The sequence below is a fragment of the Propionispora hippei DSM 15287 genome (assembly GCF_900141835.1).
Taxonomy (GTDB): domain Bacteria; phylum Bacillota; class Negativicutes; order Propionisporales; family Propionisporaceae; genus Propionispora; species Propionispora hippei.
The window spans coordinates 175,448-190,846 of record NZ_FQZD01000007.1 but is presented as its reverse complement, the minus strand read 5'-3'; the positions used below and the strand labels follow the sequence as shown (position 1 = coordinate 190,846).

At 49.6% G+C, this 15,399-nt stretch carries 11 protein-coding genes; 4 read left to right on the top strand and 7 right to left on the bottom strand.

Going from position 1 to position 15,399, the window contains the following annotated elements:
• The first annotated feature begins 92 nt into the window (after window positions 1-92).
• Window positions 93-1,247, top strand: a complete 1,155-nt coding sequence (locus tag F3H20_RS05375) for an acyltransferase family protein (protein WP_149733917.1) — start codon at window positions 93-95, stop codon at window positions 1,245-1,247.
• 344 nt (window positions 1,248-1,591) lie between these two features.
• On the opposite strand, the gene F3H20_RS05370 is transcribed toward F3H20_RS05375, so the two are convergent.
• The 4 genes from F3H20_RS05370 to F3H20_RS05355 are packed head-to-tail and all read right to left on the bottom strand — an operon-like array spanning window position 1,592 to window position 5,713.
• A complete protein-coding gene (locus tag F3H20_RS05370) occupies window positions 1,592-2,410 on the bottom strand; it encodes an ABC transporter ATP-binding protein (RefSeq protein ID WP_223191633.1) in 819 nt (272 codons plus the stop codon).
• Between the two features lie 27 nt (window positions 2,411-2,437).
• Window positions 2,438-3,484: a taurine ABC transporter substrate-binding protein gene (locus F3H20_RS05365; protein WP_149733916.1), complete on the bottom strand. Its 1,047-nt coding sequence runs from the start codon at window positions 3,482-3,484 to the stop codon at window positions 2,438-2,440.
• A gap of 21 nt (window positions 3,485-3,505) precedes the next feature.
• A complete protein-coding gene (locus tag F3H20_RS05360; protein ID WP_149733915.1) occupies window positions 3,506-4,300 on the bottom strand; it encodes an ABC transporter permease in 795 nt (264 codons plus the stop codon).
• 30 nt (window positions 4,301-4,330) lie between these two features.
• Complete coding sequence (locus F3H20_RS05355) at window positions 4,331-5,713, bottom strand: aminotransferase family protein (RefSeq protein ID WP_149733914.1); 1,383 nt, start codon at window positions 5,711-5,713, stop codon at window positions 4,331-4,333.
• 449 nt (window positions 5,714-6,162) lie between these two features.
• Here F3H20_RS05355 and F3H20_RS05350 point away from each other — a divergent pair, with 449 nt between their 5' ends.
• Window positions 6,163-6,888, top strand: a complete 726-nt coding sequence (locus F3H20_RS05350) for a GntR family transcriptional regulator (protein ID WP_223191632.1) — start codon at window positions 6,163-6,165, stop codon at window positions 6,886-6,888.
• A 99-nt stretch (window positions 6,889-6,987) separates the two neighbouring features.
• On the opposite strand, the gene F3H20_RS05345 is transcribed toward F3H20_RS05350, so the two are convergent.
• Complete coding sequence (locus F3H20_RS05345; RefSeq protein ID WP_149733912.1) at window positions 6,988-7,533, bottom strand: glutathione peroxidase; 546 nt, start codon at window positions 7,531-7,533, stop codon at window positions 6,988-6,990.
• Between the two features lie 146 nt (window positions 7,534-7,679).
• Complete coding sequence (locus tag F3H20_RS05340) at window positions 7,680-8,030, bottom strand: hypothetical protein (protein ID WP_149733911.1); 351 nt, start codon at window positions 8,028-8,030, stop codon at window positions 7,680-7,682.
• Window positions 8,031-8,273: 243 nt separating this feature from the next.
• On the opposite strand from F3H20_RS05340, the gene F3H20_RS05335 reads away from it, so the two are divergent.
• Both F3H20_RS05335 and F3H20_RS05330 read left to right on the top strand, forming a co-directional pair.
• The gene (locus tag F3H20_RS05335) at window positions 8,274-8,927 is read left to right on the top strand and encodes a TetR/AcrR family transcriptional regulator (RefSeq protein ID WP_149733910.1); all 654 of its coding nucleotides are present in this window, start codon (window positions 8,274-8,276) and stop codon (window positions 8,925-8,927) included.
• A gap of 460 nt (window positions 8,928-9,387) precedes the next feature.
• Window positions 9,388-11,778: a glycogen/starch/alpha-glucan phosphorylase gene (locus F3H20_RS05330; protein ID WP_149733909.1), complete on the top strand. Its 2,391-nt coding sequence runs from the start codon at window positions 9,388-9,390 to the stop codon at window positions 11,776-11,778.
• Window positions 11,779-11,892: 114 nt separating this feature from the next.
• Here the strand turns inward: F3H20_RS05330 and F3H20_RS05325 are convergent, their stop codons facing one another.
• The gene (locus F3H20_RS05325) at window positions 11,893-15,237 is read right to left on the bottom strand and encodes a DUF5107 domain-containing protein (RefSeq protein WP_149733908.1); all 3,345 of its coding nucleotides are present in this window, start codon (window positions 15,235-15,237) and stop codon (window positions 11,893-11,895) included.
• Between the last annotated feature and the right edge of the window lie 162 nt (window positions 15,238-15,399).

The following is a 15,399-nucleotide window of genomic DNA, read 5'->3' as shown; positions in this document are numbered from 1 at the left end:
TTTAATAGAATATTTTTATAATTTCAAGAGGGGTTTGCCCGTTAGCTGTGGAAGAAATACAGCACAAGTAAATTTGCTCGGGGAGGAATAGCATGAAACTGCAAGCAATCAGCCGCAATCGTTTATATTTTTTCGATAATCTGAAAGCATTTATCATTCTGCTTATGGTTATCTTCCACATCGGCATGGGCTATACCACCTGGGACCTCAAATGGTGGACAGTAAACGACATTCAAAAAAGCAATTTCTTTGATTACTTTATTCTGGAAACCGATGTTTATATTATGCCGATCATGTTCTTAGCGGCTGGTTATTTCGCGCCTATGGTGCTGGTCAAAAAAGGACTTGGCGCCTTCTGGCAGGACAAACTGCGGCGCATCGTCATTCCCTGGGTCGGCGGAGTCTTGTTCATTGCTCCCTTGATAGCTTACAGCACCTTTTTCAGCCGTATGCCGGTCCCACCCAACTTTTTCGATTTCTGGCGTAACGGCTTCTGGGGCCCCTTTTATCAGCAGGGGCACTTCTGGTTTCTTGGCATCCTGACCCTGTTTTTTCTGCTGCTCACCGCTTTTCATCTGGCTAAGCCGTCTTACCTGAGCACGCCGCGGCAAAAGCGTATGCCGCCAGTCTGGTTCTTTCCCTTTTTCGCCTTGCTTACCGCCGCCTGCTTCTTCAGTGCCAACTTATTTTTTTGGAATGATACCTGGCTGCATGTAAAATATATTTTTATGATCCAACCGGTCAGGCTCCTGCTCCATCTTTGCTATTTCAGCCTGGGCGTATATGCCTGGAAACAGTCCTGGTTCACTCCCGGCGGTTACAGTCCCCGCCTTATCCCCTGGAGCGCCAGTGCCGTCATTATGCTGATCGTATTTTTGCTGTACCGCGTAACCTTTACGCTCATGCCCGAAGTCCCCCTGCCATTTAAGATTGGTCATGCCCTCACTCATGCCACCTTCGCCATGACAGCAACCTTTGGCCTGATCGCCGTATTCCAAAACTTCTTTGACAGCAGCGCTTACCTATGGCGCCGGCTTGCCGCCAACTCCTATATTATCTATTTTATTCACCAATGTGTCGTTATTCCCATCGGCTGTCTGGTCCAAAAACTGGACATTAATATTTGGCTGAAATATACCGGCGTTTCCATCGTCACATTGCTTTTATGTTTCCTGTTGGCGGAATACATCATTCAACCGGTTTTATCATTGGGAAAAAGTAAAAAGTCTTTGCCACTTCACTCTTAAAACACCTATAAAACTCAAACAGCAAGGCGCCTTAGGCCGGTACAGCCAAGCTAAGGCGTCTTGATTTTCCTGTCAATTTCCAAGGACGGACATTTTGTTTTTCTTTCATGAGCCGGCGTTCTTTCCTTTGGTATTCCTCCGCCGCCTTGGCTACCGACAACCCGCGACGAGCTGGTATCACTCATTCGGGATATGTTAAGATCTAACGCACTCTGTGCACACCCCAAAGTAAAGCGCTTCAGCCGGCATCTCCCTGCTGAAGCGCTTTATTGTATGTATTTGGCGTTTTCACTTAAAACCTAAAGCTGCTTTCACCAAAGCAGGACTCTTTCTCCTTGGAAAAGTTACACCTGATACATTAACTCCTGCCGATTAATTAGATTAAGGACTTCCTCACGCAGCTCAAGAAACTGGTCCGAATACCGGGTGCGATTGGAATTGTCGCCGCTAATCTTATAGGTAAATTCCGTGTTAAGCTCCCGGAGGATTCGACCGGGCCGTTTGGACATGACGATGACTCTGGTGCCCAAGGATAGCGCTTCGTCCACATCATGGGTAATAAACAAAATGGTGCATTTAGAATCCCACCAGATATTTCTTACCAGTGTCTGCATTTGTTCCCGGGTTAAGGCGTCCAAAGCGCCAAAGGGCTCATCCATTAAAAGTACGCGGGGTTTATTGACCAACGACCTGGCAATGGCAACACGCTGCTTCATACCGCCGGACAGCTCATAGGGCTTACTATGGCGAAACTCCCTTAGTCCCACCTTATCTATGTACTCCTCTGCCAGTCTGTGACTTTCATGGACCGGGATATTTCTCATTTTCAGGCCAAACATGACGTTTTCCATTACATTGAGCCAGGGATACAGAGGGGGCTGCTGAAAAACCACCCCACGGTGCCAGTCGGCTCCATTGATCGGTTCACCATCCATGACGGCCGTTCCGGCAGTGGGCGATATAAAGCCGGCTATAATTTTCAAGAGAGTGCTCTTACCACAGCCGGAAGGGCCCAGCAGGCAGACAAACTCGCCCTCCGTCAGCGTAAGATCAATATGTTCCAGCGCATTGTCATCCCTATTCGAGTTATAGCTTAGTGACACATCTTTTAAAGCGATTACTACAGCTTTTTCTAGCCTGCCCTGACCGTCTACAGCCATCATGTTGCCGTCAACCTCCTGTTTGTCCGCCTATTTTAAAGCGCCCTCAATATATGTAGCATTAATTCCCTGATCAAACGTCTCTTGTCCCGGCGCACTTTCAATGGCTTTTTGCTCAACCAGGAAATCAGCGGTTGCTTTTAAGATTTTAGCTAAATCGCCTTTCTTGGCACTGGTTCCGAAATACTTATCGGAAAGCTGATCTTTGGCCGACAGCCAGATTAATTCCTTAGTCTGATTCAGGGCATCGGCCTTGTCAATATTAAGACCCTTAGCCAGGGCTTCGGCAGCCTCATCGGGATTGCTTTGGTACAGGTCATGAGCCTTTTGCTGTACTTTGATGTATTTGGCCACAATATCAGGATACTTTTGAGCAAATTCTTTGCTTACCACACCCACATCGGCCGTTACGATGCCTTTTTCGGCCAGCCTGCCACTGTCAGTCAGCGTTTTTCCATCGGCCAGCAATTTACCCAATACCGGGTTCCAGACATAAGCGGCGTCAATATCTCCCCGCTGCCAGGCAGCAAAGATATCAGGCGGCTGCATATCAAGAATTTTCACTTCCGAAGGATTTACTCCCTCCAGCTTCAACGCATTAAGCAAACTGTAATGAGCCGTCGAACTAAACGGTACCGCTACCTTTTTTCCTTTTAAATCTTTAATAGAATTAATGTTAGCACTGTTTTTTACCGCCAGCGACTCGGCAGTGCCAATGATATCATGAATCCAGAAAACCTCGTAGCCAACACCTTTGGCTATCCCCACCGCTGCAGGCGTTGTGCCCACCAGGGCAATATCGATGCTCTTTGACGCAAAAGCATTATTGACATCACGGCCGGAATCAAACTTTTTGAAATTCACCTTCACACCCAGTTCGCTTTCATACCAATTCTTCACTTTAGCAACAATTTCATCATTAGGAATGTCCTGAAAGCCGATATTCACGACTTCCGGTTTCGCCGCCTCAGTGGCAGCCGTTTTAGTTTCCGGGCTCTTGCCGCAGCCGGTTAACTGCACTGCTAAAGCAAGGATAAGCCCGCTGGCCAGTAACAGCCTCTTTAATTTTTGTTTCATACATAAATCCCCTCTTTTGTTTTATTCTTTACCTTTCCAAGGTATGACCTTGCTCTCAATAGTCCGGATCATGCCATCCAAAAGAATACCGGTAATGCCCATAATAAAAATTCCGACAAAAATGATATCGCTGCGCAAAAATTTGCTGGCGTCAAGCACCATCCAGCCTATGCCGGTGACCGCCGCCACCATTTCCGCCGCCACCAGCGTGGTATAGGCAACCCCGATGGCTGTTCTCAGGCCGATGAATATATCAGGCAGGCACGCGGGAAAAACCACATGAAAGAAAATCTGCCTGCTGTTTGCGCCAAGTGTATAGGCCCCGTCAATATAGTCTTTCTTTATCTTTTGCACACCGGCCACACAGGAAAGATAGACCGGGGCAAAACCCGCCAGATATAACAGTGCTATTTTCGAGGAGTTCTCAATCCCCATCCATAGTACGAGCAGCGTATAATAGGCCAGCGGCGGCAAGGGCCGGTAGAACTCAATCAGCGGATCGACAATAGCCCGCGCTTTGGAGTTATAGCCGCAAACCAGCCCCAAGGGAATCGCGGTAATCACCACCAATAAAAAGGAAGTGATTAAACGCACCAGACTGTCACCCAAGTGAACAAGCAAACTATTGTCTTTATAGCCACTGCGGGCAATTTCAAGGAAACTGGTAACCACTTTATAAGGTGAAGGAACAACAATATCGGAAACAAGCTTTAACTCGGTGAGAGTATACCACAGCAGTAAAAGCAAGATTACCGTGCTCGCTGTCAGCAGCCGCTCTACGGTAACCTGCTTCCTGACAAAATAGGCAATGTTCATAGTAACCTCCTTCCCCTACGGCAGCAGAACTCATAGCTTAACATGAGCCAGCGCTTGGGCAAACGCTCCGACAATCCGATCGATGCCCTCTTTCGTTACAATCAGCGGCGGTGCCGTATATAACACGTTATTGCAATCGGGAACACTGCGCACCATCCTGCCGATAATCACGCCCGCCTGCTTGGCTTCCGCCACAATCCGGGCCAGGTGTGTTTCAGGGAGCGGCTTTTTTGATTTCTTATCCTCAACCAGTTCGATACCGGCCAGCAAGCCTTTGCCACGGACTTCACCCACTATAGGATATTTCTCCAGCTCTTTAAGGCCCTCCAGCAAATACGCTCCCATCTGCGCACTGTTCTCCGCCAGCTTTTCCGCCTCGATAATCCGGATGTTTTCCAGGGCTGCCGCTGAAGCGCCGGCACAGCCGCCGAAGGTGCTGATATCCCTGAAATACCCGGTCGGATCTTCCAGCCCGGTTAAGAACTGATCAAAGATGCTCTTGCGGGCAACCGTTGCCGATATGGGCATATAACCGCTGGCCAGTCCCTTAGCCAGGGTGATCATATCCGGCTCAACTGCGTAATGCTGATGCCCGAACATGCGGCCGGTGCGGCCAAAACCGGTAACGACCTCATCCATAATGAGCAGCACTTCATATTTCCGGCAAATCTCCTGGAGGACCGGATAATACTCGGCAACCGGCGGAATGATCCCGCCGCCCGCGGTAACCGGCTCGACAATCACCGCCGCCACACTGTCCTCGCCTTCCCTTTGGATCACCGTCTCCAGAGCGCGGGCACAGTCTATATTACAGGAAGGATAACACTTGCCCAATTCACACCGGTAGCAGAGGGCATGAGGAATAGCGGCAAAGCCTTCCGGCAAGGGCCCGAATTTCACTTTTCTCTCCTGCTGGCCGCTGCTGGCCAGCGCGCCCAGTGTAGTGCCGTGATAATCCCGGTTGCGGTAAACAATTTTATATTTTTCCTTTGCCGGATATTTCTCGCTAAAATACTGTCGGGCAATTTTATAGGACTTTTCATTCGCCTCGGAACCGCTGTTGGATATATACACTTTCGGCAGGTCCGGCAGCAGCGAGGCCAGTTTTTGCGCCAGTAAAATATACGGAGGTGTTGCCATCGACCCGGCATAATAGGGCAGTTTTTTCAGTTGCCCGGCAATAGCCTCTACAATGGAATCCCTGCCGTAACCGACATTGACTGCCCAAACCCCGCCTGATAAGCCGTCTACATATTCCTTGCCGTAAATGTCTTTAAGAATAAAACCGTTTCCTTCCGTCATAATCGGCGGTTCCTGACTTTCAAAGGCCTTGTGATTGGTAAGATGGAGCCATAAATGATCCCGGTGGAGTTTTACCAATTCATCGACCTCTAAACTATCTGCTGTACTCATTCAAAAGCCTCCTGCCTATCGCATATCCATATAATCATCATCAGGATGTCCGAACAACTTAAATTTGAAAATAAACTACCTGGCAGAACCGTATGATCAAACCAGTGGTTACAGGAACCTTTTTCCCTCGCCGCTTCCTCTTGTCTATGTATGGCCTGGAATATTCCTTCACCTTACTCTTTAGCAAGAGATGGTATTCCAAAATAAAAAGGCTAAGAGCATACCCAAAATGGGAATGACCTTAGCCTTCAGTTTGTCTGATCAGCCTGCTAAGCATTATGTTATATCATTTATACCGTAAAAGAAGTTGTCCTGTCAATAGTTTATTTTACGAACAACTTGTTCATTTCAGGTTGTCCGTACATCCGTATGCTGTTATAATAAAACAAAAATTGATTTTACGCAACTGTTTTTTTCAATACTTTTTGCGAGGAAAGGATGTCCTCATTTTGCTGGATAAAACCAATTCGATTCCCCTGCATTTGCAGGTGCGGAATTTTTTACGCAATGAAATATTTAAAGGCACTTATACGGAAAAAATCCCTCCCGAATTTGATCTGATGGATAAATTCGGCGTAAGCCGCGCGACCATACGCCGGGCGATTCAGACCCTGATTGAAGACGGGGTTCTGGAAACGCGCCATGGTCTGGGCACCTTTGTTGCCGTAAGACCGATCGAAGAATGGCTGGGCAACTTAAGCAGCTTCTTTGATATTGTGGAAGAAATGGGCATGATGCCTAATATCCAAATGCTAAGCCAGGGCATTGTTCCCGCGCCGCAGGACGCCGCCAAAATATTTAAACAGGCAGAAGTTTATGAAACCAACAGGCTGAGGCTGGCCAATTCCACCCCTGTTGTATTGGAAAAACAGTACTACCCCTTAGAGTACGGACTCAAATTAGCCGAATTCGATTTAAACAACGTTTCCACCTACGATATATTCGAAACGAAACTCGGCATCAACCTTTGGGAAGCCAAGCAATCCATCGCGGCGATCATCCCCACGGCCATCGAAAAGAAACTGCTGGGTCTCACTTCCGAGCCCTGCTGCGCCCTCCTGTCCAAACGGTTGGTCACCGATGCCGACGGCAACCCCGTCGAGTATGAGAAAAGCATCTACCGGGCCGATATGTACGCGTTTCGCATTAACTTGACCCGTAAAAGGAAACTGTAAGATACCTATGCCTTCTGTGCTTTTGTTCCTATGGTCTCCAAAATAGACAAGACACCCTCCCCGCCTATATACAGCGGTCCGAGAGTGTCTTATTTGTTCTTACAGCAATTTTTCAATCGCCGTTCTCATAGCCGACGGGGAAGTCGTAGGTTCGTAGCGCCCCACGACCTTTCCCTCCCGGTTGACGAGAAACTTGGTAAAATTCCATTTGATGCCGTCGCCTTCCAGCAATTCCGGAAAGCGCTCCTTTAGTACTTCCTCCAGTTTACCGGCAATCGGATGACCGGCGTCAAATCCCCGGAAGGGCGCCTGCTCCGTCAGATAGACAAACAACGGATGGGCACTTTTACCGCGGACTTCGGTTTTCTCAAACATAGGAAAGCTAACTCCATAAGTAAGCTGGCAGAATTGCTGTACTTCCTCATTGCTGCCCGGTTCTTGTTCTGCGAATTGGTTGCTGGGAAAACCAAGAATCTCCAGTCCCTGACCAGCATAATCCTGGTAAAGGGCTTGCAGTTCCTCATACTGAGGAGTAAAACCGCACTTGCTGGCAGTATTCACAATCAGCAGCACTCTGCCTTTAAATTCTGCCAGCGTAATGGTTTTGCCGTCAATGGTCTTAACTTGAAAATCGTAAATATTCATGATTGTTTGCCTCCTTTATTCCTGTTCCTTTCGCCGGAATATACCTTCCTAACACGGTCAGGCGTTCCGGTCCTTGTCAAAAGAAATCGGCATAATACTAGGATGGCCGGTTAACAGCGGGCTAATACCGCTTGCTACCCGCCTCTCTATTTCACTGCAGCCGGATATTGGTCATAGTCAATCATCATGCCAACACCGAAGTGAACATAAATATCAGGATACCCGACCACCGGTATCCAAAAACCGATAACGGATTTACCATTTACTTCTCCCTTAAAAAAAGCAGCCTGCTGAGAAGCCAGTGCCTTGTTTGCCAGACAGCGCTTGTGTCGTTCCGGCGTGCCCATAGAAGAACACTTGATGCCCGGCACCACCCCCAACTTGTTATAGCTCGCATTCACGGCCAAAATCTCCCGGCTTTTATGTACCAGCATGACTGGATCAGGAAAATTCCCCCACATCATTTGAAACGCTTCAATGACTTTCGCATCGGTCATAGCAATCATTCCCCTCAATCATTTCTATCGTATTTGTCTTTGTACTGCTGTTCCTTTCGCCTCCTTTATTGCACTGCTTTCTACTCTATATAACGGTAATAGCTCCGTTTTATTGCAGATGCTGCTCTACTTTTTTGCCTGGTAACGGCGACCGATACGCCGGGCTGGTGGTTACTAATCCATTTCGCGGGAAATCAAAAAGGAATTTAATCATTGACAAAAATCCCCAGACGGATTTATAATTTGACCAGTTCAAACTTTTTTGAGGTGAAATGTATGCCCCGAACTCCCCAGGACCCCAAAATCCGGATCGATGAAATTTTAGATACAGCCGAGCCTCTGTTTGCGGCAAATGGCTACCGCCAAACAACAGTCCAGGATATCACTAACCAAATGGGCGTTGCCAAGGGAATGATCTATTATTACTTTAACTCGAAGGAAGCAATTCTGGAAGCGGTGATCAACCGTCAAATCTCCATCCTGCTGACGGATATGAAAAATATGGCCTGCTCCCAGCTTATCCCTCCGCCCCAAAAGATTGAATTCATGATTAATTCCATCTATCACACAGCTAAATACAAAAATGGCTTGCTCCTGGATTTCTTATCTGATGAGAAACATTTAGATATCAGAAATAAAATTGTCCACCAAAATGCGCTCTTACTTAAACCTTGGCTTCTAAAAGTAATTGACGAGGGAGTCCTAAAAGGCTGTTTCCAGGTTTCTGATCCCCTTATCGCTCTTAATTTTATCATGTCGATCCTGCACTGTATTACGGACGCATTATGCGAGAAAACATCGGACGAACAAATGGCCTGCCATTTTAAGATAGCGGGATCTCTCATCGAAAAGATATTGGCATTGCCAGAAGCAACTTTGCACTTATCGCTTAAATAAATAAACCAACAAATCACTCCAATAGAACTATTGGATTTTTTTTAACCATAATTTGACCCGGTCAAATTATATTCGGGGATACGCACAATGAAGTGCAAAGCGCGGGAATAGCATCATCTGCCCGCTGGCCTATCTATGACTCTTATCTATCAATAACCAGCAAAAAGAAATCCGCAAACCAAGGGGGCGTCGGTCATATGGAATGGCTTAAAAAGTTAGCTCCATGGTTGGTTGCAGGCATAGTATTAATCGCAGGCTCACTGCTTATAACAAGGCTATTTGCCCTTTTTTCCAAATGGTTTTTCCTTCCGGTTGACGACAAGGAGGACTCGGTACGACAGCATCACCGTAAATGACTAACCGCGGAAAAAGGAGCTGACAGCGATAATCCTGCAGAAATCAGCCGCCTGCAGGTATAAAAACAGGAGTTAAACATTATTTATTAAGGGAGGCGAATGAAGTGTTAACCAAAGAGGAGTGCAAGGCTGCCCTGCAAAAAAGGATATTAGCGCTGACAGGTATGAGTCTGGATGAGGCCTCGTCCGCTGACAAATACGCCGCGCTAGCCAGCCTGATCCGCGACTACATCGGTCAGCGCTGGGTGGATACCACCCGCCATTATGACGACCAAAAACAAAAACAGGTGTACTATTTCTCCATTGAATTTTTACCGGGACGCTTACTGGACACTAATCTGCGCAACCTCGGTCTTAGGGAGGTTTGGTGCGAGGCCCTGGCTGAGCTCGGCATCGACTACACCGAACTGACAAACGCCGAACGGGACGCCGGCCTCGGCAACGGCGGTCTGGGACGGCTGGCAGCTTGCTTTTTGGATTCCCTGGCATCGCTCGGTTTACCCGGCCACGGTTGCGGTATCCGCTATACCTACGGCCTGTTCGAACAGTCCATTATCGATGGCGTACAGGTGGAAAAACCGGATACCTGGTTGAGCGATCTGGATATCTGGGAATACCGCAAAACCGGCAAAGCCGTTAACGTGGAATTCGGGCCGCCGCTGGGTACAGTTAAGGCCGTACCCCACGATATCCCCGTTATCGGCTTTGACAACCGGACTGTCAACACCCTGCGCTTATGGAGCGCCGAACTGCGTGACGGCTTAAATGTCAATTATTCCAGCCTCACACCGGGTGATATCCGCAAACTGCTGGAATATAAGAACTGGGTGGAGGCTATTTCGCAAATTCTGTATCCTGACGACCGTTATGAAGAAGGCCGCCATTTGCGCCTCATCCAGGAGTACTTCCTGGTTTCGGCCGGACTGAAAAGCATTATCCGCCATATTAAGCGCAAACAGGGTTCCAACCTGTCCTATCTGGCCAACCAGATTGCCATCCATATCAATGACACCCATCCGGCGCTGGCTATTCCCGAACTCATGCGCATTCTCATGGATGAAGAAGGCATGGGTTGGGATGAAGCGTGGGACATCACAACCCATACCATCTCCTACACCAATCACACCGTCCTGCCGGAAGCGCTGGAAAAATGGCCGGTCGATCAGTTGCGGGGCCTGCTGCCCCGTATCTACGAAATCATTCACGAGATTAATGAACGGTTCTGCGCCGAACTGTGGAAGCACTATCCCGGCGACTGGGACCGCATTGCCGCCATGGCCGTCATTGCCGACGGTTTTGTCAAGATGGCTCATCTGGCAGTGGTCGGCAGCCACAGCGTCAATGGCGTGGCCGAGCTGCACAGCCGGATTCTCCAAGAAGACCTCCTGCACCTGTTTTATCAACATACGCCGCAAAAATTCAACAACAAAACCAACGGCATTACCCATCGCCGCTGGCTGCTTTCCGCCAATCCCGGCTTGGCCGGCTTGATTACCGATACCATCGGACCCGCCTGGCTGCAGCGGCCCAATGAGTTGGAAAGGCTGCTGCCCTTTGCCGCCAGCACGGTTTTCCAGCAAAAACTGGCGGCTGTCAAACAGGACCGGAAAGAAGCTCTGGCCAAATTTATTTTTGACAACTATCACCTTGCCCTTGATACCCATTCACTGTTCGACGTACAGGTCAAGCGCATTCATGCCTATAAACGGCAGCTCCTGAACGCGCTTCGGATCATGGAGCTTTATCAGCGGCTAAAGGACGATCCCGGACTGGACATTCTGCCCCGTACCTTTATCTTCGCCGGCAAGGCGGCGCCCGGCTATTACCTGGCCAAGAAAATCATCCAGCTTATTGTCACCCTGGCCAAACAAATCAACAATGATACCGCCATCAGGGATAAACTCAAAATCGTATTTTTAGAAAACTATAATGTATCGTTAGCGCAACTAATTATTCCTGCCGCCGATATCAGTGAACAGATTTCCACTGCCGGCAAGGAAGCCTCCGGCACCGGCAATATGAAATTCATGATGAACGGCGCCATCACCATCGGTACCTTAGACGGTGCCAATGTGGAAATCCGCGAAGCCGTAGGCGATGAGAATATCTTCATTTTTGGTCTCACGGCCGAAGAAGCGACCGCCTGCTACCAAACCGGCCAGTGCAACCCGATGAACCTCTACAATCAGGATGAACGGGTAAGAAATTGTGTCAACCAATTGATCGATAGCAGCCTCCCCGTCATTGGCGATGAATTCAAACCGCTTTATGAGTACTTGCTGCATCCCAACGGTGCTTTTCTGGAGCTGCAGGACTTTGACGCCTACCTGGACGGCCAGGCCAAAATCGACCGGTTGTTCCGGAACGAACACACCCGCTGGCAGATGGCCATCAAGAATATTGCCCACTCCGGCCGCTTCTCCAGCGACCGCACCGTCAAGGAATATGCCGATGCCATCTGGCATATCCGTCCGGCTGAAATCCCGCAACGTTAACTGGCACCGGTCGCAACCCATTTAATCCTCTTGTTGTCCCTACAACAAAACAACAAAGCCAAAAATCCTGCCCTCCACAAGGATCGCAGGATTTTCTTTTTCATATAGCTGTTTTTACTTAGCAAGCAGCGCCGCTAGCATCTTCAAATGCGTGTGCACGCCCTGATGACTGACCTCCAAAGACTGGGCCATAGTCAACTGCTCCTTGGCAAGCACGGCCTGGCCCAGCCCCAGGTAGCCCAACCCCAGCAAGTAACGGCAATGTACTTGGTTCTTCTTATTCAGATCTTCATCAAAGATCAGAAAATCGGGTAAAGACACGGCAAAATAATCAATCGCCACTTCATCATACAAATGGGCTTCACCATAGTTAATCAGCTTGTTGAACCGGCTTTGGGCCTGTTTATCATTTCCCAGTGCCAATAAGGCCAGCCCCTGATAAAAAATGGTCTCCGGTGGCTGATCGTTGTAGAACATGGCGCTGGCCGGTTCCTCCAAACCCCCGGAGGCCTGTTGATAACAGGCTTCGGCCTTGCCGTCAAGCCCCATGGCCCGGTAAGCGGAACCCAGATAGTAATAAATATCGTTTTCCTGGGCTCCGGCCAGCTTGCCTTCTCCCAGGTTCTCCGTATAGACAAGCGCCTGTTCCAGATGCTTAACCGCTTCGGCAAACTCCTGCCGGCCGATGTTGTTCTTGGCTATTTCCACCTGGGCATACACATACTGCCGGGTCACCTTGCCCTCGCCGCCTTCCCAGGGGTGGAACTGCCTGGCGGCCAATAGGTGCCGCGCTTTTTCAAAGTCACCGGACAAATTAATGAGCGTAACATATTCAATATACAGATCATCCCGCTGTTGGATCAAGTCCTGATGCTCCCGGTATAGAGCCAGCCGCTCCTTCCAGGGTCTGTTGAGCTTCTTGTACAGTTGGTCAAGCTCCAAAAACACCCGCGCATCAGCGGGATTAAGCGAAAACGCCGTTTCCAGTGCTGCCTGGGCCCGGGCCGCATCGTGCCGTTTATTATAATAGGCCAGCGCCAGGTTCCGGTGAACCGTGGCAAATGACGGCTCGCTCGCTGCGGACTCCTCCCAGCAGGCAATCGCCCGCTCCGGTTGTTTTTTATCATACCACAGGTTCCCCAGATAATAGGCTGCTCTGGCAGCCGCCGGCAGAGCTTTGCCGGCGGCCTGCAGCACGTCAATATCCTCCAGACGGTTAGGGAAACAATAGTCGGGGCTGGCGTTTTCCGCCAGCTTATAGTAATCTGCCGCCTGTGGGGACTGCAGTTGTTCATAATAATATCCCAAATAGTAATATACCATCGGTGAAATTTCATGTTCGTCACGCTCTTGTCCGGCCAGACGCTCCAGTACCTGCACCGCTTCTGTCAGGAAGCCTGCCGCCGCGTAATCCGCCGCCAGAGTCAGATAGTTATGCTCGCGGTCCCCCAGCATAGCCGTCAGCTTTCCGTCCAGAGCAGCAGCTTTTGTTTCATCCCCGCTGGCACCAGCCAACAAATAGCTCTCATAGTAGGCACCAAAATCCAGCGGATCAAGCTCTATCGTCTCCCGGGCCAGCTTTTCCGCCGCTTCCCGGCGGTTTAAGGTCCGCAGCACCGCAGTTTTCAACAGGCGGGCCCGGCAACTGTGGTAATTGCGCACCAGTGAACGCTCCAAATGGGCCAGCGCAGTTTCATAATCCCTGTTGATGCAATCAAGCTGCGCCAGTGCATAATAGCCCGCATCCTGCCAGGCAGCATTCCATACCGATTTGTAAAAGGCGGCGTAGGCTTCCTTCAGCTTGCCCTGATACCGCAAAGCCAGGCCCAGATGATAATAAGGCTCACCGTCATAGGGATTGGGGTTATGCCGCGTAGCCGTTTTAACAGCCGCCCGGAAATACTTCTCACTTGCCGCGAACTGGCCCCGGCGCAGCAATAAAGCGCCATAGGCGTTATTAAGCCGCAGGTCTTCCTGATCACGCCGCAGTCCCTCCAGGTAATACCGGTCCGGCTCATACGTGGCATGCCGGTATTGTTCCAGATGCAGACCGGCAAGGTATAAGGCTTCCGTGGTCGGCAAGCTCCGGGGATTGGCCGGTATGGCCCTGGCCGCAGCCGGCGGTGGCTGTAAACCTTCCTGCTCCGGACGATAGGCGATCAGTTCCGTATGCTCGTCGGCCATGACGCGCAGCTGCAGTCCCTGCTCCGTTTCTCCCGCTATATCGACCATTGCCGTAAAGGCTTTCGCCGGCGACAAATCGGCCCGGCAGGACAAATATAGCTTTTCGCCGCTTAGCTCAATCAGCGCAGCCGGATAACAGGCTGTGGCATATACACCAACAAGAGCCTTGCCATCCTTCAGTTCCAGGCTGACAGCCGCCCGGGTATTGGCGTTTTTGACGACCCCAATTTCCTTGTAAGGCATAAAGTACTGTGTAAACGTTTTTTCTTCGTTAGGCTGCAGCCAGCTAAAATCAGGCTGATTGTCGGTGAATACCCCGGTCATCAATTCCACATACGGGCCGTCCCCATCTGTCAGGTTGCGGTCCCAGGCTTTGCCAAAATCACCGCAGCCCCAGGTCCACTGCTTCTTGCCCGGTGAAATATGATGGTTGGCCACATGTAGAATGCCCGCTTTTACCGAATGGTCATAGCCGCCGATAAAATCATAGTCCGAATGCTGTGCCATATAGGAGGTGGGCACCGGAATGTTTTTGTACCAGGAGATATCCACTCCGGCCGAATAATCCATCTTGTAATACACGCCGGTGGCAATCGGGAATTTGGAAACATCCCGTTTTCCGTGATCAAAAACAGCGTGCACATCAGGCGGAAAAACCGACTGGGTATGCTCGTTGACCGCCACCGCCGGATTTGCCCACCAGAGGAAGGTCTGCGGCTGGTTGGTGCGGTTGTACAACTGGCCGGTAATCTCCAGAAATGCCTTGCCGGGATAAAGGGTAAAACCGGCCATCCCCTTGGTGCCGTACATCCGGTCGATTTCACTGACCCACAGCGTCTTGCTGCCGTCATCATTCTCCCTGATCTCATATTCTACCGGTCCAAACGTATTGGGCCGGTGATGCTGCGGCCAATTGAATTCAATACCACCGGAAATCCAGGGGCCGGCCAGCCCCACCAGTGCCGGCTTAATCACCCGGTTGTAGTAGACAAAATCGTAACCGTTGGTTTTATCCAGCGCCCGTTGTATCCTGCCGCCCAGTTCCGGCAGTACCATAATCTGCAAATACCGGTTTTCCAAAAAAACTGCCTTGTACCGCTTAGTCGTTATTTCGTCATATATTTTATCAATCACCGGATAAGGATACACTTTTCCCGAACTGCCCTGGTATACCCGTTTTTCCAAAAACATCGGATTCTTATCCGGTTTCCCCACCGGATAGGTAGGAATCTCCACCCATTCCTCCCGGATCTCTACGTTGCAATCCTTTTGCATGATCGCGCCTCCCGCAGCCAATTATTTTACTATTTTGCTTTCATTATAAATGCATAAAGTCCAGTAATCATTACTATTACTTGCCCATTAGTTCATAAATATTGCCCTTTATTATTTTTCTTTTTCCACCGGATAAGCGCGTACAAATCCATTCATTTCACT